The sequence below is a fragment of the Georgenia ruanii genome (genome assembly GCF_009193175.1).
GTDB classification, from domain to species: domain Bacteria; phylum Actinomycetota; class Actinomycetes; order Actinomycetales; family Actinomycetaceae; genus Georgenia; species Georgenia ruanii.
Genome location: NZ_VUKE01000029.1, coordinates 1 through 18,819 on the forward strand (window position 1 = coordinate 1; position 18,819 = coordinate 18,819).

Here is an 18,819-nt window from a genome sequence, read left to right on the forward strand (position 1 = left end):
GCGCTCGCCCTGGACCTGGCCCTGGACGGGGCCGCCCGCGCGGTCAAGGCCGGCGGCGACCGGCGCACCATCGACCAGCTGCGCGCCGACGTCCTTACCGCCGCCGGCGCCGACGCCCTGACCCGCGGCGGCTTCGGCCTGCCACCCCAACCGGCCCCGCCCCGCGCCACCACGACCACCACGACCGCGACGCCCGCCGGGAACTCCGCGGACACCCCGACGGCGACGACCGCCCCGGGCACCACCGATCCGACACGGGCTGCCGCCACGACCCCGCCCGGGGCGGGCGGCGCCGGACCGGCCGCCGCGGCCGGTCCCGAATCCTCGCCCCCGGCCCGGGCCGGGGCGCCACCGCCCGCGCCGGCGGCCCCGCCGGCGCCGTGGTTCCCGCTCGGCCAGGTCGGCGGGGTGCCGGTGCGCATCCACGTCACCGTCCCCTTGACCACCCTGCTCGGCGGCGGCCAGGCCGGCCACCTGGACGGCTACGGCCCCATCGACCCCGCCACCGCCCGCGCCCTGGCCCTGGGCGGGACCTGGAAACGCCTGGTCACCGACCCCCTCACCGGCACCGTCCTGGACCTCGGGCGCACCCGCTACCGACCCCCGCCCGACCTCGCCGAGCTCATCCGCCTGCGCGACAAGACCTGCTTCCGCCCCGGCTGCGGCGCCCGCGCCACCGGCTGCCAGCTCGACCACACCATCCCCTTCGCCCGCGGCGGCACCACCGCCTGGGAAAACCTCGGCGCCGCCTGCTCCGTCGACCACCCCCTCAAGACCGACGGCCACTTCCACGTCCGCCAGACCACCCCCGGCATCTTCGAATGGACCTCCAAACGCACCGGCCGCACCTACCGCCGCGAGGCCGACGGCACCACCACACCCCTCAACCCCCGCACCGGCCAACCCCTCACACCACCCGAGGACGCCCCACCACCTTTCTGACCGAGCAGCTGCGCTCGGCGGCATGGCCGGGGCGACGGCTCGCGCGTCCGGCTCCCGGGACACATGTGTTGAGCTCTCCGGCCCGCCCGGGCTCCACCCGGTCGGCCGGCGCCCAGACGGCGGCCGTTAGGGTGATCGCCGTGAGTGACCTCCCCTCCCGCGTGTCCGAGATCTTCGACCCGACGCTGTGGCGCGACGTCCAAGGCTTCGACTTCACCGACATCACCTATCACCGCGGTGTCGACCGCACCGGCCCGGCGGAGCGCGACCTGCCGGTCGTCCGCATCGCGTTCGACCGGCCCGAGGTACGCAACGCCTTCCGACCCCACACCGTCGACGAGCTCTATCGCGCGCTCGACCACGCCCGGATGACCTCCGACGTGGCCGCCGTCATCCTCACCGGCAACGGCCCGAGCCCCAAGGACGGCGGCTGGGCCTTCTGTTCGGGCGGCGACCAGCGCATCCGCGGGCGCGACGGCTACCGCTACGAGGCGGAAGGCGCCGACGACGAGGCGCCGCTCGAGCAGCGCCGTGAGCAGATCGACCCCGCGCGGGCGGGTCGGCTCCACATCCTCGAGGTGCAGCGCCTCATCCGGACGATGCCCAAGGTGGTCATCGCCGCCGTCCCCGGCTGGGCGGCCGGCGGCGGACACAGCCTCAACGTCGTCTGCGACCTCTCCATCGCCTCGCGCCAGCACGCCCGGTTCATGCAGACCGACGCCAACGTCGGCTCCTTCGACGCCGGATACGGCTCGGCGCTCCTGGCCCGCCAGGCCGGTGACAAGCGAGCGCGAGAGATCTTCTTCCTCGCGCGCGAGTACTCGGCGGAGGATGCCGAGCGCTGGGACGTGGTCAACGAGGTCGTCGATCACCAGGACCTCGAGTCGCTGGCCCTGCAGTACGCCCGCATCATCGCCACGAAGTCCCCGCAGGCCATCCGCATGCTCAAGTTCGCCTTCAACATGGTCGACGACGGCATGGCCGGCCAGCAGGTCTTCGCCGGGGAGGCCACCCGGCTGGCGTACATGACCGACGAGGCCGTCGAGGGACGCGACGCGTTCCTGCAGCGCCGCGACCCGGACTGGTCGGGCTTCCCGTACTACTACTGAGGCACCGGGAACCAGGACCGCTCGGCTCAGGCACCGCCCGCCCCGGCTCCGGACGCTGTTGCGCTACTGCCAGCTGACGTTCCCGCCCGAGGTGGGCACCAGCTCGATCCAGGTGTTGCCCGGCACGAGCTCCACCTTCTTGCCCGCGCCGTCGACCAGTGCCAGCGGGTCAGCGGCGCCCGGCTTCGACCACCGGGCGTTGACGACCTTCCCGCCGGACGCCACCACGGCCTCGCCCTCGCCGGTGAGCACGGTCTCGGGCACCGGATTGCCGGCCGGGTCACGGGTGCCGGTGTCGACGACCTGCACCCGCAGGACGACGACGTTGGTCGCCACGATCGGCGTGCCGGCGGCGGACGCCTGGGCCGCGCCGCCCTCGTCGCGCACCCAGCCCCCCGCCGGCCCGCCCCGGCCCTGGTCGGCGGCGGCGTCCCACGTCCAGCCCGGGGCCGCGGCCGGGAACGCGAGGCGCAGGCTCGACGCGGGGGCGCCGGCCAGCACCGCGGTGGCCCGGGCCGGGTCCCAGGCGTAGGCCAGCTGCTCCGACGGCGGGGCCGAGTGATCGGAGTCGGCCTGGCCGAGCAGCTGCGGACCGTTGCCGTAGACGTTGTGCGGCGCGCGGCGGAAGCCCACGCGGTGCATCCCGGGGGCGCCCTCGTCGTGGCTCAGCACCTGCAGGCCCGCGCCGCGCATCTGCTGGACGAACCGGGGCTGGCCGCCCGAGAACACGAGGAGTCCGTGCAGCGGCGCCGAGATCGCGGCATCCATCGGGCGCACCGAGCGGATCGGGCCGATCTCCTCCGGGATCACCGAGTGGTAGACGGCGTTGAAGCGCGTGATGCCGCCCTCGACCATCTCCTCCCAGACGATGTCGGCGGCCTCGAGCCCGGTCTGCGGCCGGGCCGCCGCGGAGTTCTCTACCTTGACGGACATCGCGGGCCGCTGCTGGACCTCCCCGGCCACGCCCGTCAGCGGCCACCTCGCCGGCACCGGCTTCGGGGGCTGCTTCGCCGGCAGGTCCACCGTGGGGCTCGGCGTGGTCGGCGCCGGCTCCGGCTCGCCACGCGAGGTGCAGGCGGTCAGCGCCAGCAGCGCCGCCGCCCCCAACGCGACGAGCGCACGACGGCGGCGCCTCGCCCCGCCCGCTCCGCGCGCGACGGCCACCCGACGGCCCGCGCCGGGCGGCGGCGCCCCGGGCCCGTCCCCCGCCGTCTCGCCACCGCTCGCCTCACTTCCGCGCCGACCGGGACGGGGCCCCGCGCCCCGCGACGGGCGGCGCTCGGACGTGGACGTGGTCATAGCTGGCCTGCTCTCAAGACGGGGGCGTCACGGGCAAGGCTAGTGGCGGACCTACCCTGGATCGGTGAGCCAGGACCCCGCGTCGCCCCAGTCGTCCCCACCGCTGCTCGCCCGCCCGGGCGGCACCGGGCCGGGCGCCGTCACCTCACTGCTCGACGGGCTGCGCGGCGCGCTGGCGGGCGACGCCGTGCTCGTCCCCCACGCCCCCGGCCGCGACGGCGCCGAGGTGCTGGCCGAGCTGCGCGGTCGCCTGCACCGGCCGGTCCCGCCGGGCACCGCCGTCGTCCTGCAGACCTCCGGGTCGACCACCGGCCGGGGCCACCTCGTCGCGCTGCCGGCGGCCGCGCTCGCTGCCTCCGCCCGGGCCACCTACGAGCGCCTCGCCGGGCCGGGCCGGTGGCTGCTCGCCGTCCCGGCCCACCACGTCGCCGGGCTGCAGGTGCTCGTGCGCTCGCTGATCGCCGGCACGTCCCCGGTCGTGGTGGACACCGCCCACGGGTTCGCACCAGGCGCCCTCGCCGCGGCCGCCGCCACGATGGACGACGGCGCCCCGGCCTACCTCTCCCTAGTGCCCACCCAGCTCGTCCGGGTCCTCGAGGCCGGCGAGGCGACGGTGGCGCCGCTGCGGCGGTTCGCGGCGATCCTCGTCGGCGGCGCGGCGTCTGGGCAGCGCACCCTCGAGCAGGCGCGCGCCGCCGGGCTGCGCGTGGTGACCACCTACGGCATGACCGAGACCGGTGGCGGCTGCGTGTACGACGGCGCGCCGCTGCCGGGCGTGCGGGTGCGGCTCGGCGGTGAGGACCGCATCGAGATCGCCGGCCAGGTGCTCGCCGCCGGCTACCTCGACGACGCCGAGGCCGACGCCGCCGCCTTCCGCACGGACGGGACCGAGCGGTGGCTGCGCACCTCCGACCGCGGCCGCCTCGACACCGGCCCCGACGGGGCGCCGCGCCTGACCGTGCTCGGCCGTGCCGACGACCTCATCAACACCGGCGGGGTCAAGGTCGCCCCGCTCGCCGTCGAGCGCCTGCTGCGCGAGCACGAGGGGGTCGGCGAGGTCGCCGTCGTCGGTGTGCCCGACGGCGAGTGGGGCCAGGTGGTCACCGCCGTCGTCGCGCCCGCCGCCGGGCGTCCCGCCCCCGCCCTGGCCGACCTGCGCGCCCTCGTGCGCCCGCGGCTGGGCGGTGCGCATGCGCCCCGCGCGCTCGTCGTCGTCGCCCACCTGCCCGAGCGCGGGCCGGGGAAGGTCGACCGCCTGGCCGCCGCCGGGCTCGCGGCGGCCGCGCTCGCCGGGCCGGAGACGGCGGCACCCGGCGTCGCCGTCGAGCGTCACACCCGCACGCCCGCGCCGACCCGGTAGCGCGCCCCGTGCGCCGGCCCGCGGCATCCGTGCACGGCCGGCGGCCGGGGCCGGCCCCACCCGGTTGGGGCACCCTCGCGCCGTCGGAACTATCCTCGAGTGTTCCCCCGCGGCGCCTCGGCCGCGTCCTCTCGTCCGGATGGAGTCTCATGGCCACGCTGACCGACTGGCTCGAGGGCGCGCGCGTGCGCACCCTCCCCGCTGCCGTCTCGCCGGTGATCATCGGCACCGGGGCGGCGGCCGGGATCGGCCAGGCCTCGGTCGGCCGCGCGCTGCTGGCGGCGGGCGTGGCGCTGGCCCTGCAGGTCGGCGTGAACTTCGCCAACGACTACTCCGACGGCGTGCGCGGCACCGACGACGTGCGCACCGGCCCGCCCCGGCTCACCGGCGGCGGCAAGGCGAGCCCGGCTACGGTCAAGCGCGCCGCGTTCCTCAGCTTCGGCGTCGGCGCGGTGCTCGGGCTGGTCCTCGTCGCCCTGGCGGGCACCTGGTGGCTCATCGCCGCCGGCGCCCTCGCCGTCGTCGCCGCCTGGGGCTACACCGGCGGCAGGCACCCGTACGGCTACCTGGGCCTGGGCGAGGTCGGCGTCTTCGTCTTCTTCGGGCTCATGGCCACGCTGGGGACCACCTGGACCCAGGCGCTCGCGCTGCCCTGGACGGCGTGGGCGGGCGCGGTCGGCGTCGGGCTCATCGCCTGCGCGCTGCTCATGGTCAACAACGTGCGCGACCTGCCCACGGACGCCCAGGTCGGCAAGCGGACCCTGGCCGTGCGGCTCGGGGACCGGCGCGCGCGCTGGGGCTACGTGCTCATGGTGTGGGTGCCGCTGGTGCTCGGCGTGCTGTGCGCGCCGGCCTCACCGTGGGCGCTGCTGGTGCTGCTCCTCGTCCCGTGGGCGGTGCGCGTCTCCCGGGTGGTCCTCGGCGGCGCCGTGGGCCGGGACCTCATCGTGGTCCTGCGGGACACGGGGCTGCTCGAGCTGGCCTACGGACTCCTCCTCGGCGTCGGGCTCGCGCTCTAGGGTGCTGCGCTCCTCCGGCGCGGGGGCGGCGGCCTTCTCCCGGGACTCGCCAGGGGCGGCGTCCGTCCCGTCGCGAGGCGCCGGCCCGGCGGGCGCGACGCCGTGGTCGGCCGCGTCGACCAGCCCGTCCTCGTAGGCGGCGTCCGCCTCGACGCCGTCGGAGAACTTCGGGCGCTCCTCGCGCAGCGGGGACAGCTGGGCGATGACCTCCGCGGCGGCCCGCCCCTGGTTGCGCAGCACCAGGTACGACAACAGGGCGCCGACGACGACCGCGGCGAGCCAGAGCAACCAGGACCGCATGCCCAGGAGGTACAGCACCCCGGCCGAGGCCAGCACGAGGAGCACGCGGAGCAGGGAGTAGACGAGCAGTCGCACGCGACCACACTACGTGCCCGCGGCGCGCGATCCGCCGGCCGCCGGGCCCGCCGACACGCTCGTGGTGCGCGCCGACTACCCTGGTGGTATGGGCAAGCTAGTGCCGGTGATACTCCTCCTGGCGGTCACGATCTACGCGATTATCGACTGCATCCGCACGCCGGCGGACTCCGTGCCCACGGGCATCCCGAAGGCCGTGTGGGTTCTGTTCATCGTGATCTTCCCCGGCCTCGGCGCGCTCGCCTGGCTCCTGGTGAGCCGCATCGCCCGCGCGGAGGCGTCGGGAGCGGCGCGCCCCGGCGGCCCGGCGGGCGGATGGAGCCCGGAGCCGCGGCGCCCCGGCCGGCGGGGCGGGCCGACGGCACCCGACGACGACCCGGAGTTCCTCGCCCGGCTGGAGGCCGAGCGCCGCCGCGCGGAGCGGGAACGGCGGGCGCGGCAGCGCCGGCAGGCCACGGACGGGACGAGCAGGGCCGACGACGGCGGGCGTCAGCACGGCGCCGGGCGCACGGACGCCGACCGCCACGAGCCCGACCGCAGCGAGACCGACCACCACGAGACCGACCACCACGAGACCGACCGCGGTCAAGGCGACCGACGCGAGTCCGACCGACGCGAGTCCGACCGCCACGAGGCCGACCGCCACGACGGCGGCGCGGGCTCCGACGGCTGACGACCGCGGGGCACCAAACCCGGAAGGGGCCGCCGCGCCGATCGGCGCGGCGGCCCCTTCTCGTGCGAGGGCGGGCGGGATCAGCCCAGGCCGCTGTAGGAGTGCAGGCCGTTGAACACGAGGTTGACCACGAAGTAGTTGGCCAGGATGCACGCGAAGCCGAACAGCGACAGGTACGCCGCGCGGCGCCCCTCCCATCCGCGGGTGGCGCGGGCGTGCAGGTAGGCGGCGTAGACCACCCAGATCACGAAGGACCAGACCTCCTTGGGGTCCCAGCCCCACGGGCGGCCCCAGGCGTGCTCGGCCCAGATGGCCCCGGCGATGACGGTGAAGGTCCACATCATGAAGCCGACGGCGTTGAGCCGGAAGGCCAGCCGCTCGAGGTCCACCGAGCCGGGCAGCGACTCGAGCACCCGGCCCCACACGCTGGGCCGGGCCGGCAGCGCGGGGGTCGTGTCGGCGACGGCGGTCGTGACGTCACCGCCCGCGGAGCCAGCGGACAGCGCGGCGCCGGCCGGCACCGCGGCCGGGACGGCCGCGGCCCGGCGCAGCTCGGCGCGCTCCTGGGCGAGCTGGAGCGCGGAGATGGCGGCGGAGACGCCGAAGATGCCGACGGCGACCGTGGCGATGGAGACGTGGATGATCAGCCAGTAGCTCTGCAGCGCCGGCTGGAGCCCGTCCGCGCGCACGTAGAGCACCGAGACGGCGACGCCGAGCAGCAGCAGCACCGGCCCGACGACGAACGTGCCGAGGATCCGCAGGTCACGCACCCGCTGCAGCCCGAGGAAGACGGCGACGGCCACGAGGGTGGAGAGGATCGAGAACTCGTACATGTTCGCCCACGGCACCCGGCCCGCGGCGAGGCCCCGGAGGCCGACGCCCACCAGGTGGAGCGCGAAGGCCAGCCACGTCGTCGACATGCCGATCGCCACGGCGCGCCGCCGCCCGCCCGGGCCGCGGTCACGCACCCCCGACAGGTCGATGGCGAAGGCGACGAGCGCCACCACGTACGCCGCCATGGCGCCGTAGACGAACATCGTGCTCAGCTGGCCGAGCTGTGTCTCGGGCATCAGTGTCCTTCCTGGGCCGGGCCTGCGCCGGCAGTCGTGCCCACGGCCTGACCGGCCGCCGCGGGCGGCCCGGCGCTCGCCTGGGCGTCCTCATTCTGCCTCGCCGCGCCGGCCGCGGACATCACGCGCTCGAGATCCTTGTCCAGCCCGGGGTCGTCGCCGCGGGCCAGCGCCGCCCCCTCGACCACGGTGCCGCCGTCCGCGGCGGGCGCGACCCGCACCCACACCCGGCGTCGCGGCACGAACAGCGAGCCGAACAGCCCGACCATCGCGGTGACGGCGAAGGTGAGCAGGTACGGCAGCGTCGGGTCGTAGCGCAGGTCCAGCGCGGCGAAGCGCGGGAGGGAGTCGAACGTCACCGACCCCAGCCCCTCGGGCAGCTGCACCGTCTCGCCGGGACGGAGCATCAGGGAGACGGGCTTCTGGCCCCCCTGGGCGGAGCCGGCCGCGCCGTCCGGCGCGGGCTGGTACACCTGGCGCATCTTCTCGGTGTCGAGGACGTAGACGTTCTGGGGCACGCCGTTGTCCAGGCCCAGGTCTCCCGCGTAGAGGGTCAGCGCGAGCATGGGGTTGTCGGGCTGGGGGTAGATCGACTGGGCGGTGCCGTCCGGCCCGACCAGCACGGTGGGCAGGAACATCCCGGTCAGCCCGAGCTGGTCGCCGGTGGAGACGTCGGGCACCTTGACGACGCCCTTCGAGGTGTACGTCCCGTCCTGCGGCAGGAACGGCACCGCACCGGAGAACGCCACCTTGCCCGCGCCGTCGCGCACCGTGATCACCGGCGCGAAGCCGTTGCCGGAGAGGTAGACGTTGGCGCCGCCGGCCGTGACGGGGTGGTTGACCCTGATGGTCTCGGAGCGCTTGGCGCCGTCCGGCTCGACGACCTCAAGCTGGCCCTTGAAGTTCCGCGCCTGGGCGACCTCGTTGAAGGTGGACTCGAACTTCGTCAGCGTGAACGTGAACGGCTCGAGCTCGTCCGGCTGGAAGAAGGTGCCCGGGTCGAAGGAGTCGTAGGACAGCACGGAGTTGGCGAAGGACTGCCCCTCGATGACCACGGCCTGCCCGCGGTAGCTGAACATCTGCCCGGCCGCCAGGGAGACCAGCAGCCCGACGAGCGAGAGGTGGAAGACGATGTTGCCCGTCTCGCGCAGGTACCCGCGCTCGGCCGTGATCCCGTCGGGGGTGACCGCGGTCCGGTAGCGGCCCTTGAGCGCGGCCACCACGCGGGAGCGGACGTCGTCGACGTCGCCCGGCACCGTCCGCCGCTGGTGCGCCGGAAAGCGCTCGAGGTTGCGCGGCACCCGCGGCGGCTGGGAGCGCAGCGCCCGCCAGTGCACGGCGATGCGCGGCAGGATGCAGCCGATGAGCGAGGTGAACAGCAGCAGGTAGATCGCCGCGAACCACGGCGAGCCGTAGACGTCGAAGAAGCCCAGCCGGTCCAGCCAGGGGGCCAGCTGCGGGTGGTCGAGGTGGTACTGCGAGACCCGGCCGGGGTTCTGCGGCTGCTGCGGGAAGAAGGAGCCGGGCAGCGCCGCGACGGCGAGGAGCAGCAGCAGCATGAGGGCCACGCGCATGCTCGTCAGCTGCCGCCACATCCACCGCGCCCAGCCGCGCACGCCCAGGACCGGCTGGGCGGGACGGCCGCCGCCCGTCCCCGGCTCCGCCGCCGACGCGCGCGCTCCGGCGTCGGGCGCCGTCCCCGTGGCCGCGGGCCCCCGCCCCAGCCCCGCCTTGGAGCTGAGGTTCGTCGGGTCGGTCTCGTTGGTCGGCCGAGCCATCACACCACCGTCTCGAAGTTCGCCACCAGGCCCTGCAGGTGGCTGGAGAGGACGCCCCACATCCCGGTGACCAGGGCGATGCCGAGCAGCACGAGCAACGCGCCGCCGAAGACCTGGATCCCGCGCCGGTGCCGGCGCAGGAAGCCCAGGGTGCGGGTGGAGCGGGCGAACGCCATGGCCAGCACGACGAAGGGCACGCCGAGCCCGAGGCAGTACGCCAGGGCGAGGACGGCGCCGCGCGTGGGGTCGGCGCCGCCGAAGGACAGGCTGAGGACCGCCGCGAGGGTGGGCCCGATGCACGGGGCCCAGCCGAACCCGAACACCACCCCGAGCACCGGGGCGCCCCACACGCCCTGGCGCGGGGAGAGGTGCAGGCGCCGGTCGCGCTGCAGGAACGGCAGGCCGCCCAGGAAGGCCACGCCCATGACGATGACGAGCACGCCGAGGACGCGCAGGATGACGTCCACGTGCTGCTGCAGCGCCAGCCCCGCGAGCGAGAAGACCACCCCGAGCAGCACGAAGACCGCGCTGAAACCCGCGACGAAGAGCAGCACCCCGGCGAGCAGCCGGCCCTGGGTGCCGCGGCGCCCGTCCTCGGCCCCGGCCATGCCGCCGAGGTAGCCGACGTACCCCGGCAGCAGCGGGAGCACGCACGGGGAGGCGAAGGACACCAGTCCGGCGAGCGCCGCGACGGGCAGCGCCGCGAGCATCGAGCCGTCGACGACGGTGCGCTCGAAGAAGGTCGCGATCTGGTCCCACATGGGGCGCCTAGGCCTTCTCCGCGAGGGTGTCGTCGACGAGCCCGCGCAGCACCTCGGGGTCGAACTCGCCGAGGATCCGGGCCGCCACCCGGCCCTGCCGGTCGAGGACCACCGTCGAGGGCATGGCCTGCAGCGGGACGAGGCCCTCGAGGGAGGCCACCGCCCGGGCGTCGGAGTCGTGGATCGAGGGGTAGGGGATCTCGAAGGTGCGCTCGAAGGCCTGGGCGGCGCCGACGTCGTCGCGCGGGTTGACGCCGAGCAGGTGCACGCCCCGGTCGGCGTAGTCCTCGGCGATGGCCCGCAGCTCCGGCGCCTCGGCGCGGCACGGCGGGCACGCCGCGTACCAGAAGTTGAGGACGACGACGTCGCCGTGCCAGGCCGCGACGTCCACCTGCTCGCCCGTGTAGGTGGTGCCGGTCAGCGCCACGGGCGCACCGCGCTCCCCCGTCTTCCAGGTGGCGAAGGACCCGTCGCCGGCGACGTAGCCCGCCCCGGCGGCGCTCGTGCCGGTGCCGCCCGGTGAGCAGGCCGCCAGGGCCAGCGCCGCGGCGCCGGCGCCGGCCGCCCGTAGCAGCGCGCGACGGGTGAGGTCGCGCCGGCCGCTCCCGGCACCCGGGGTCATGCCCGCACCTCCCCCACGTTCTCGGCGGCGGCCGAGGTGCCCGGGACCATGTCCGAGGCGCCGTCGAGCAGCTCGCCGGCCGGCTCCCAGTAGCTCAGGCCCACCAGGCGGCGTCCCTCGAAGGTCAGCGAGGTCAGCGACGCCAGCGCGCACTGCCGCCGGCGCGGGTCGTGCGCCAGGGGCCGGCGCTCGAGGAACAGCCGGGTCACCCAGATCGGCAGCTGGTGGCTCACCAGCAGGGCCTCGCCGCCGGCGGCGCCGGTCAGCGCGTCGGAGATGGCGGCGCGCATGCGGGCCACCTGGTCCCGGTAGGGCTCGCCCCAGCTGGGCCGCAGCGGGTTGACGTAGGCGTGCCAGTAGCGCGGGTGGGCGAGGATCGCGCGGTTCTTGTTCACCGCGACGCCCTCGAAGAGGTTGGCGGCCTCGATGAGCCGCTCGTCGGAGCGCACGTCCAGCCCGTAGGCGCGGGCGGCGGGCAGTGCGCTCTCCTGGGCCCGCTGCAGCGGCGAGGCGACCACGGCGCGCAGGTCGTGCCCGCCGGCGTGCAGCACCTCGGCGACCCGCGTGACCATCTGCTGCCCGCGGTCGGAGAGGCGGTAGCCCGGCGCGCGCCCGTAGAGGATCCCGTCGGGGTTGTGCACCTCGCCGTGCCGCATGAGGTGGACCGTCGTTCGCTGCATGGCCACCAGTGTCGCAAACTCCTGGGGCGCCTCCGACCGCCGGGCGGCGACCGTCCCCGTCAGGCCAGGTCGCCGGTGGCGTCGTCGATGAAGGTGGCCATGATCGCACCGAGCTGACGCAGCTGCTCGGAGCTGATCCGGTCCACCAGGCGCGCGCGCACCGAGTCGACGTGCCCGGGCGCCGCCGCCTCGAGGCGGGCGAAGCCCGCCGCGGTGAGCGTGCAGTTGACGCCGCGCCGGTCGTCGGGGCAGCTCGAGCGCTCGACGAGGCCGGCCTCCTCCATCCGGCGGATGGTGTGCGTCAGCCGCGAGCGCGAGTGCACGAGCTCGTCCGCGAGCACGGACATCCGCAGCACCCGCCCCTCGGCCTCCGACAGGCGCACCAGCACCTCGTACTCGCTCAGGGAGAGGCCGGACTGCTCCTCGAGGTCGCGGTTGAGGTCGTCGAAGAGCTTGGCGGACCCGCGCAGCAGCTGGCGCCAGCTCTGCTGCTGGTCCTCGTCGAGCCAGTGGGTGGTCGACGTCGTCCGCGCCGTCATGATGTCCTCCTCGTGGGGCCGTAGGCCAGTCTGCTCGTTCGCGCGCCGGCGCGGGAGCCCTTTCGTGCCCGGCCGGGGCGGTTGCGCCGGATCGTCGCGCCCGCCCGGGGCAGGTCCGGCCGATCTGCCCGCCCCTCTTGCGTCAACCTCCAAGCACCAGTATATAGTTAAAGCGTCAACTATCCGCCTCGCCTCGAGGAGAACCCCATGGCCACCGTCCCCGCTGGCAGCTACGTCATCGACGGCTCGCACACCGACGTCGCCTTCACCGTCCGTCACGCCGGCATCTCCAAGGTGCGCGGCAAGTTCGAGAAGGTCGAGGGCACCATCACCGTCGGCGACAACCTCGCCGACTCCGCCGCCTCCGTCACCATCGACGCCGCCTCCATCAACACCGGCGACGCCAACCGCGACGGGCACCTGCGCTCGGCCGACTTCTGGGACGCCGACACCAAGCCCACCTGGACCTTCGTCTCCACCGGCGTGGAGGGCGACGGCGAGGAGTTCGTCCTCAAGGGCGACCTGACCATCAACGGCGTGACCAAGCCCGTCGCGCTGGACGCGGAGTTCAACGGCTCGGTCGTCGACGCCTTCGGCTCCCCGCGCATCGGCTTCTCCGCCACCACCGAGATCTCCCGCAAGGAGTTCGGCCTGACCTGGAACGCGGCCATGGAGACCGGCGGCTTCCTCGTCGGCGACAAGGTCAAGGTGCAGCTCGAGGTCGAGGCCACCCCGGCCCAGGCCTGATCCGCCCCACCCACGTCGAACGGCGGCGCCCCTCCCGGGGCGCCGCCGTTCGTCGTCCCGGGCCGCGACGTCAGCGGGCGAGGGCCGCGCGGACCCGGGCGGCCTCGATGCGCCAGTACCCCTGCTGCACGCCGTCGACGGTGACCACCGGCACGAGCTCGCCGTAGCGCTCCCGCAGGTCGGGGTCGGCGTCGATGTCGACCTCGGCGAAGCCCTCGCCCGTCTCCGCCCGGACCCGCTCGAGCATGGTGCGGGCCTGGTCGCACAGGTGACAGCCGTCGCGGCCGTAGAGGACGACGCGGGTGGGGGCTGAGGGGGCGGTCTCGTGCATGACCTCGACCCTACGTCGCCGCCGGCGGCAACGACTCAGGCCCGGCACGCCGGCCGGGCCTGGGGTCACGACGCCCGATCCGGGCGCCGGGGCGTCACTTCTTGTTGCGACGCTGGTGGCGCGTCTTGCGCAGGAGCTTGCGGTGCTTCTTCTTCGACATGCGCTTGCGGCGCTTCTTGATGACCGAGCCCATAGGGGTACCTCACATGCTTGGTTGTACGTGCGCGAGCGCGCGGCCAGCGGCCGCGCGCAGAACGGAACGATCCTACCCGCTCAGCGCCCGGAAGCGGACGCCTGACCCCACTCGCCCAGCCCCTCGCTGATGAGGTGCTCGACCGCGGCCTGGGGGACGCGGAAGGACCGGCCCATGCGCACGGCAGGGAGCTCCCCGGCGTGCACCATGCGGTAGACCGTCATCTTGGACACCCGCATCAGCTCGGCGACCTCGGCGACGGTAAGGAACCGTGGCGCTCCCAGCTGCTCGGCCATGTCCGTCCGTCCTTCTCGTCCCCGACCGGTGCGGCGGGGCTCTCCAGATCGAAATATAGGGGCAATCGCCCCGTCGGCGAAATGCTTCGGCGGAGCGTGTCTGTGACCAACGCCTCCGCCGCGTCAGTCCAGCAGCGGGTCCAGCCCGTGCCAGGGGAAGACGGCCTGGCGGGTGGCGAGGATGGCCCGGTCGGCGGCGTCGTCGGGGTTGTACCCGTCGGCGAACCGGGCGTAGGCGCCGTCGCGCCCGTCGCTCATCGTCAGCGGGGCCTCGACGTCGGCCAGCTCCCGGACCCGCCGGCGCCACGCCTCGGGCACCGGCGTGGCGGGGGCGAGCGGGCGGCCCGCGACCGTGGCCACGAGGTGCGACCAGGCGCGCGGGACGACGCCGACGACCTCGTACCCGCCCCCGCCCAGGGCCAGCCACCGGCCGTCCGTGTGCCGCTCGGCGATGTCGGCGACGAGGAGCTGGGCGGCGCGCTGGGCGTCGACGGAGACGTCGAGCCGGGCGAGGGGGTCGCTGCCGTGGCAGTCGCAGCCGTGCTGGCTGACGACGATGTCGGGCTCGTGGGCCCGCACGAGCGGCTCGGTGACGGCCTCGACGGCGCGCAGCCAGGCCGCGTCGGCCGTGCCGGCGGGGAGGGCGACGTTGATGGCGCTGCCGCGCGCCCGCGCCGAGCCGGTGTCCTGGGCGTAGCCGGTGCCGGGGAAGAGGCTGCCGGGGTGCTGGTGCACCGAGATGGTCAGCACCCGGTCGTCGTCCCAGAACACCCGCTCGACGCCGTCGCCGTGGTGGGCGTCGAGGTCGACGTAGGCCACCCGGGCGCCCTGCTCGACGAGCCAGGAGATGGCGACGGCGGCGTCGTTGTAGACGCAGAAGCCCGACGCCCGGCCCGGCATGGCGTGGTGCATGCCGCCCGCGATGCTCACCGCGCGCGCGACGTCCCCGCGCCAGACCGCCTGCGCCGCCGTCAGCGTGGAGCCGACGATGCGGGCCGAGGCGGTGTGCACCTGCCCGAAGACGGGGGTGTCCTCGTCGCCGAGGCCGAACCCGGGTCGGGCGTGCCCGCGCTCCTGGGCCTCGCGGACCACCTCGACGTAGTCGGGGGTGTGCACCCGCAGCAGGTCGGCGTCGGAGGCGACCGGCGCCGGCACGACCCGCAGCCGCCCGTCGAGCACGCCGAGGTCCTCGAGCAGCTGGTGGGTGAGGAGCAGGCGGACCGGGGTCATCGGGTGGGCGAGGCCGAAGTCATAGCTGACGAGGTCCTCGGACCAGACGAGCAGCGCGGCGGCGGGCATGCTTCACCGTAGCGGGCGGCGAGGCCGAGGTGCGCCGTCGCGCTGTGCCCGCGGGCGGTGTGCCAAGGTGATCCCTTGGCCCGCGCCGGCGGGCCCGCGGCCGCGGCCGCGACGGATGTGCGGAAGGGGCTGGCGTGGCGACGCTGTCGTTCCCCGGGGCGCTGCGCGCCTCCCGGGACTGGGTCGACCACATCGCCCGCAGCTCCCCGGCCCGCCTGGCCCTGCTGGTCTTCGCGGCGATCATCGTCCTGGAGACGGCGCTGCTGTCGCTGCCGGCGGCCACCGCCTCGGGCGAGCGCGCCCCGTTCGCCGACGCCCTGTTCACCGCGACGTCGGCGGTCTGCGTCACCGGTCTGGTCACCGTGGACACGGCGACGTACTGGTCCTTCTTCGGTCAGGTCGTCATCCTCGTGGGCATCCAGATCGGCGGCCTGGGCGTGATGACCCTCGCCTCGATCCTGGGCCTGGCCGTCTCCCGCCGCATCGGGCTGACCCAGCGGATGCTCACCGCCGTCGAGACGAAGACGACGGGGCTGGGCGAGGTCGGCTCGCTCATCCGGGCCGTCGTCGTGGCCTCGGCGGTGGTGGAGGCCTCGCTCGCCGTCGTGCTCGTGCCGTGGTTCCTCGACCTGGGCGAGGCGCTGGGGCCGGCGCTGTGGCACGGGGTGTTCATGGCGCTGAGCATCTTCAACAACGCCGGGTTCGTCGTCGTCAACGGCGGGCTGACCCCGTACGTGGGCGACTGGTGGCTGGGGCTGCCGATCGTCGTCGGCACGTTCATCGGCGCGGTGGGCTTCCCGGTCATCCTCAACGTGGCGCGGCAGTGGCGCGAGCCGCGCAGGTGGAGCCTGCACGCCAAGCTGACGATCGTCACCTCCGCGCTGCTGTTCGCGGGCGCCGCGGTGGCGATCGCGCTGTTCGAGTGGACCAACCCCGCGACCCTGGGCCGGCTCTCCCTCGGCGACCGGGTGCTGGCCAGCCTCGTGCAGGGCATGACCCCGCGCTCGTCCGGCCTGGCGACGGTCGACGTCGGCCAGATGCGCGAGTCCACGTGGTTCCTCACCGACGCCCTGATGTTCGTCGGCGGCGGCAGCGCCTCGACCGCCGGCGGCATCAAGGTCACCACCCTCGCCGTGCTGGTGCTGGCGATCGTCGCCGAGGCCCGCGGCGACCGGGACATCGAGGCCTACGGGCGCCGGATCGGCTCCTCGACGGTGCGGCTGGCGGTGTCCGTGGCGTTCCTCGGCTCGACCCTCGTCGGGATCTCCACGCTGCTGCTGCTGATGATGACGGACCTGCCGCTCGACAGCATCCTCTTCGAGGTGATCTCGGCGTTCGCGACCTGCGGGCTGAGCACCGGCATCACGGCGGACCTGCCGGACGGGGCCAAGTACGTGCTCTCCGCGCTGATGTACGCCGGGCGCACCGGCACGATCACGGTCGCCGCGGCGCTCGCGCTGCGTGAGCGCCGCCGGGTCATCCGGATGCCCAACGAGCGCCCGATCATCGGCTGACCGGGCCCGGGACCGCCCGGCCGCGCCGCGACCGCCCGGCGGCGCCTGCCCGCGACCGCCCGGGCACGATGGACAATGGACCCCGGCCCGCCCGGGCCGGACGAGGAGCTGAGGATGTCAGAGAAGGCGCAGTCCCGCGACGCCGGCGTGCTGGTCATCGGCCTGGGCCGCTTCGGCGCCGCCATCGCCGCCACGCTCGAGCGGCTCGGCCGCGACGTGCTCGCGGTGGAGAAGGACCCGGCGCTGGTGCAGCAGTGGTCCAGCCGGCTGCCGGTGGTCGAGGCCGACGCGACCAACCCCGAGGCCCTCGAGCAGCTCGGCGCCGAGGACTTCCCGGTGGCCGTCGTCGGCGTCGGCTCCTACCTCGAGGCGTCGGTGCTCATCACCGGCAACCTCGTCGACATGGAGATGCCGCAGATCTGGGCCAAGGCCATCAGCGGCGAGCACGGGCGCATCCTGCGCCGCATCGGGGCCCACCACGTGGTCTACCCCGAGTACGACGCCGGCCAGCGGGTGGCCCACATGGTCTCCGGCCGCATGCTCGACTACATCGAGATGGAGGACGGCTTCGCCATCGTCAAGATGCGCCCGCCGCGCGAGACGCAGGGCTTCACGCTGGCGGAGTCGAAGATCCGCCAGCGCTACGGCATCACCATCATCGGCGTGAAGCCGCCGGGCGAGCCGTTCGAGTACGCCACCCCGGACACCCGCATCGGGGGCGACGACCTGCTCATCGTCAGCGGCGACTCGGGGCTGCTGGAGAAGTTCGCGCACCGGCCGTGACGTCCCGGTCGGCCACCAGGTGGCGGCGGGCGGCGTAGCGCTCGCGGACCTCCGGGGTCGCCTCGGCCTCGTAGGTCCGCACCCCCGACGCCCTCCACGCGGGCGGCTCCGCCGCCCCGGAGAGCACCCACGCGGCCTGCCGGGCGGCGCCGTCGGCCACGTACTCCCCCGGCTCCGGGACGGTGACGGGCCGGCCGAGGACCGCCGGGGCGAGGCGCCGCAGCGCCTCGGACCGGGCGGCCCCGCCGATGAGCCGGATCCGTTCGACCGCCACGTCCTGGGCCTCCAGGGCCGCGAGCCCGTCCGCGAGCCCGCACAGCAGGCCCTCGACGGCGGCCCGCGCCAGCCCCTCGGGCGTGAGGGAGCCCAGGGTCAGGCCGAGCAGCGAGCCGGTGGCGTCGGGCAGGTTCGGGGTGCGCTCGCCCTCGAGGTAGGGCACGAGGGTCAGCCCGCCGGCGCCGGGCTCGGCCGCGAGCGCCAGCGCGCTCAGCCGGGCGTGGTCGACGCCGAGCAGCCGGGCGGTGGCGTCGAGCACCCGCGAGCCGTTGAGCGTGCAGGCCAGCGGCAAGTACGCGCCGGTCGCGTCGGCGAACCCGCTGACGAGACCGGAGGGGTCGGCCACCGGGGCCGCGGCGACGGCGGAGACCACCCCGGAGGTGCCCACCGAGATCGCCACGTCCCCCGCGCTCATGCCCAGGCCGAGCGCGGCGGCCGCGTTGTCCCCGGCGCCCGGGCCCAGGACGGCGTGGGCCAGGGGCCCGTGCCCCTGCCCCGCCCGGGCCCCCGGGTCGACCACCCGCGGCAGCACGATCCCCTCGACGTCGTCGCGGCGCAGCGCCAGGGCGAGCAGGTCGCGGCGGTAGGCCCCGCGGGCGGCGTCGAAGTACCCCGTCCCCGAGGCGTCCGACCGGTCCGTGACGAGGGTGTCGAAGGAGCCTGCCCCGCCCAGGCGCCACGTGAGCCAGTCGTGCGGGAGGGCGACGGCGGCCACGCGGGCGGCGCTGTCCGGCTCGTGGTCGGCCAGCCAGCGCAGCTTGGTCACCGTCAGCGACGCCACGGGCACCGACCCGGTGGCGCGGGCCCACTCCGCCGCGCCCAGCTCGGCCACCAGGGCGGCGGCCGCCCCGGCGCTGCGCGTGTCGTTCCACAGCAGCGCCGGGCGGATCACCGCGCCCTCGGCGTCGAGGGCGACCAGGCCGTGCTGCTGCCCGCCCACGCTGACCGCGGCGACGTCGTCGAGGCCGCCGGCCGCCGCGACCGCCACCTGCAGGGCGTCCCACCACGCCTCGGGGTCCACCTCGGTCCCGTCGGGGTGCGGGGCCTGCCCGAACCGGCGCAGCGCCCCGGTCGCCGCGTCGCGGACGACCACCTTGCACGACTGGGTCGAGGAGTCGACCCCGGCGACCAGCGTCTCGGTCATGTCTTATCC

The 18,819-nt window shown here is 75.2% G+C and carries 20 protein-coding genes and 1 pseudogene; 8 read left to right on the top strand and 13 right to left on the bottom strand.

Going from position 1 to position 18,819, the window contains the following annotated elements:
- Both GD880_RS19320 and GD880_RS19325 read left to right on the top strand, forming a co-directional pair.
- The coding region (locus GD880_RS19320) for an HNH endonuclease (protein WP_152233243.1) at positions 1-942 on the top strand (942 nt) is incomplete at its 5' end.
- 140 nt (positions 943-1,082) lie between these two features.
- On the top strand, positions 1,083-2,051 hold the full coding sequence (locus tag GD880_RS19325) for a 1,4-dihydroxy-2-naphthoyl-CoA synthase (RefSeq protein WP_152233244.1): 969 nt from the start codon (positions 1,083-1,085) through the stop codon (positions 2,049-2,051).
- Positions 2,052-2,114: 63 nt separating this feature from the next.
- Here GD880_RS19325 and GD880_RS19330 read toward each other — a convergent pair whose 3' ends face one another.
- Positions 2,115-3,158, bottom strand: a complete 1,044-nt coding sequence (locus GD880_RS19330; RefSeq protein WP_226909840.1) for a DUF3048 domain-containing protein — start codon at positions 3,156-3,158, stop codon at positions 2,115-2,117.
- A gap of 256 nt (positions 3,159-3,414) precedes the next feature.
- Between GD880_RS19330 and menE the strand changes: the two genes are divergently transcribed.
- Both menE and GD880_RS19340 read left to right on the top strand, forming a co-directional pair.
- Complete coding sequence (gene menE / locus GD880_RS19335) at positions 3,415-4,710, top strand: o-succinylbenzoate--CoA ligase (protein ID WP_226909841.1); 1,296 nt, start codon at positions 3,415-3,417, stop codon at positions 4,708-4,710.
- Positions 4,711-4,859: 149 nt separating this feature from the next.
- On the top strand, positions 4,860-5,729 hold the full coding sequence (locus GD880_RS19340; RefSeq protein ID WP_152233246.1) for a 1,4-dihydroxy-2-naphthoate polyprenyltransferase: 870 nt from the start codon (positions 4,860-4,862) through the stop codon (positions 5,727-5,729).
- 204 nt (positions 5,730-5,933) lie between these two features.
- On the opposite strand, the pseudogene GD880_RS19345 reads toward GD880_RS19340, so the two are convergent.
- Positions 5,934-6,104, bottom strand: a pseudogene (locus GD880_RS19345) (DUF4229 domain-containing protein); the annotation flags it as partial.
- 88 nt (positions 6,105-6,192) lie between these two features.
- Here GD880_RS19345 and GD880_RS19350 point away from each other — a divergent pair.
- On the top strand, positions 6,193-6,777 hold the full coding sequence (locus tag GD880_RS19350) for a PLD nuclease N-terminal domain-containing protein (RefSeq protein WP_152233247.1): 585 nt from the start codon (positions 6,193-6,195) through the stop codon (positions 6,775-6,777).
- An 80-nt stretch (positions 6,778-6,857) separates the two neighbouring features.
- Here the strand turns inward: GD880_RS19350 and ccsB are convergent, their stop codons facing one another.
- The 6 genes from ccsB to GD880_RS19380 are packed head-to-tail and all read right to left on the bottom strand — an operon-like array spanning position 6,858 to position 12,227.
- Entirely contained in the window at positions 6,858-7,847 is a 990-nt protein-coding gene (gene ccsB / locus GD880_RS19355; RefSeq protein ID WP_226909842.1) for a c-type cytochrome biogenesis protein CcsB, read from the bottom strand.
- Positions 7,847-9,625, bottom strand: a complete 1,779-nt coding sequence (gene resB, locus GD880_RS19360) for a cytochrome c biogenesis protein ResB (protein WP_152233248.1) — start codon at positions 9,623-9,625, stop codon at positions 7,847-7,849. Before resB ends, ccsB begins: the two co-directional genes overlap by 1 nt.
- Positions 9,625-10,386 (bottom strand): cytochrome c biogenesis CcdA family protein, encoded by a 762-nt coding sequence (locus tag GD880_RS19365; protein ID WP_152233249.1) that lies wholly within the window; start codon positions 10,384-10,386, stop codon positions 9,625-9,627. The genes resB and GD880_RS19365 overlap by 1 nt, the downstream gene beginning before the upstream one ends.
- A gap of 7 nt (positions 10,387-10,393) precedes the next feature.
- On the bottom strand, positions 10,394-11,008 hold the full coding sequence (locus tag GD880_RS19370) for a TlpA family protein disulfide reductase (protein ID WP_152233250.1): 615 nt from the start codon (positions 11,006-11,008) through the stop codon (positions 10,394-10,396).
- A complete protein-coding gene (locus tag GD880_RS19375; protein WP_152233251.1) occupies positions 11,005-11,688 on the bottom strand; it encodes a histidine phosphatase family protein in 684 nt (227 codons plus the stop codon). Before GD880_RS19375 ends, GD880_RS19370 begins: the two co-directional genes overlap by 4 nt.
- A gap of 59 nt (positions 11,689-11,747) precedes the next feature.
- A complete protein-coding gene (locus GD880_RS19380) occupies positions 11,748-12,227 on the bottom strand; it encodes a MarR family winged helix-turn-helix transcriptional regulator (RefSeq protein ID WP_152233252.1) in 480 nt (159 codons plus the stop codon).
- Between the two features lie 207 nt (positions 12,228-12,434).
- Here GD880_RS19380 and GD880_RS19385 point away from each other — a divergent pair, with 207 nt between their 5' ends.
- Positions 12,435-12,974, top strand: coding sequence for a YceI family protein (locus GD880_RS19385; protein WP_152233253.1), 540 nt, complete (start codon positions 12,435-12,437; stop codon positions 12,972-12,974).
- Between the two features lie 70 nt (positions 12,975-13,044).
- Here GD880_RS19385 and GD880_RS19390 read toward each other — a convergent pair whose 3' ends face one another.
- The 4 genes from GD880_RS19390 to GD880_RS19405 all read right to left on the bottom strand — a co-directional run bounded on the left by GD880_RS19390 (position 13,045) and on the right by GD880_RS19405 (position 15,093).
- Positions 13,045-13,305, bottom strand: coding sequence for a glutaredoxin family protein (locus GD880_RS19390; protein ID WP_152233254.1), 261 nt, complete (start codon positions 13,303-13,305; stop codon positions 13,045-13,047).
- Positions 13,306-13,399: 94 nt separating this feature from the next.
- Positions 13,400-13,498, bottom strand: a complete 99-nt coding sequence (locus tag GD880_RS19395) for a 30S ribosomal protein bS22 (RefSeq protein ID WP_005504750.1) — start codon at positions 13,496-13,498, stop codon at positions 13,400-13,402.
- 80 nt (positions 13,499-13,578) lie between these two features.
- On the bottom strand, positions 13,579-13,794 hold the full coding sequence (locus tag GD880_RS19400) for a helix-turn-helix domain-containing protein (protein ID WP_152204089.1): 216 nt from the start codon (positions 13,792-13,794) through the stop codon (positions 13,579-13,581).
- Between the two features lie 123 nt (positions 13,795-13,917).
- On the bottom strand, positions 13,918-15,093 hold the full coding sequence (locus GD880_RS19405) for an acetoin utilization protein AcuC (protein WP_152233255.1): 1,176 nt from the start codon (positions 15,091-15,093) through the stop codon (positions 13,918-13,920).
- Positions 15,094-15,227: 134 nt separating this feature from the next.
- On the opposite strand from GD880_RS19405, the gene GD880_RS19410 reads away from it, so the two are divergent.
- Positions 15,228-16,607 (top strand): TrkH family potassium uptake protein, encoded by a 1,380-nt coding sequence (locus tag GD880_RS19410; RefSeq protein ID WP_226909843.1) that lies wholly within the window; start codon positions 15,228-15,230, stop codon positions 16,605-16,607.
- A gap of 114 nt (positions 16,608-16,721) precedes the next feature.
- Entirely contained in the window at positions 16,722-17,390 is a 669-nt protein-coding gene (locus tag GD880_RS19415) for a potassium channel family protein (RefSeq protein WP_152233256.1), read from the top strand.
- Here GD880_RS19415 and xylB read toward each other — a convergent pair.
- The gene (xylB, locus tag GD880_RS19420) at positions 17,344-18,810 is read right to left on the bottom strand and encodes a xylulokinase (protein ID WP_152233257.1); all 1,467 of its coding nucleotides are present in this window, start codon (positions 18,808-18,810) and stop codon (positions 17,344-17,346) included. The two genes, GD880_RS19415 and xylB, sit on opposite strands and share 47 nt — an antisense overlap.
- Positions 18,811-18,819: the final 9 nt, after the last annotated feature.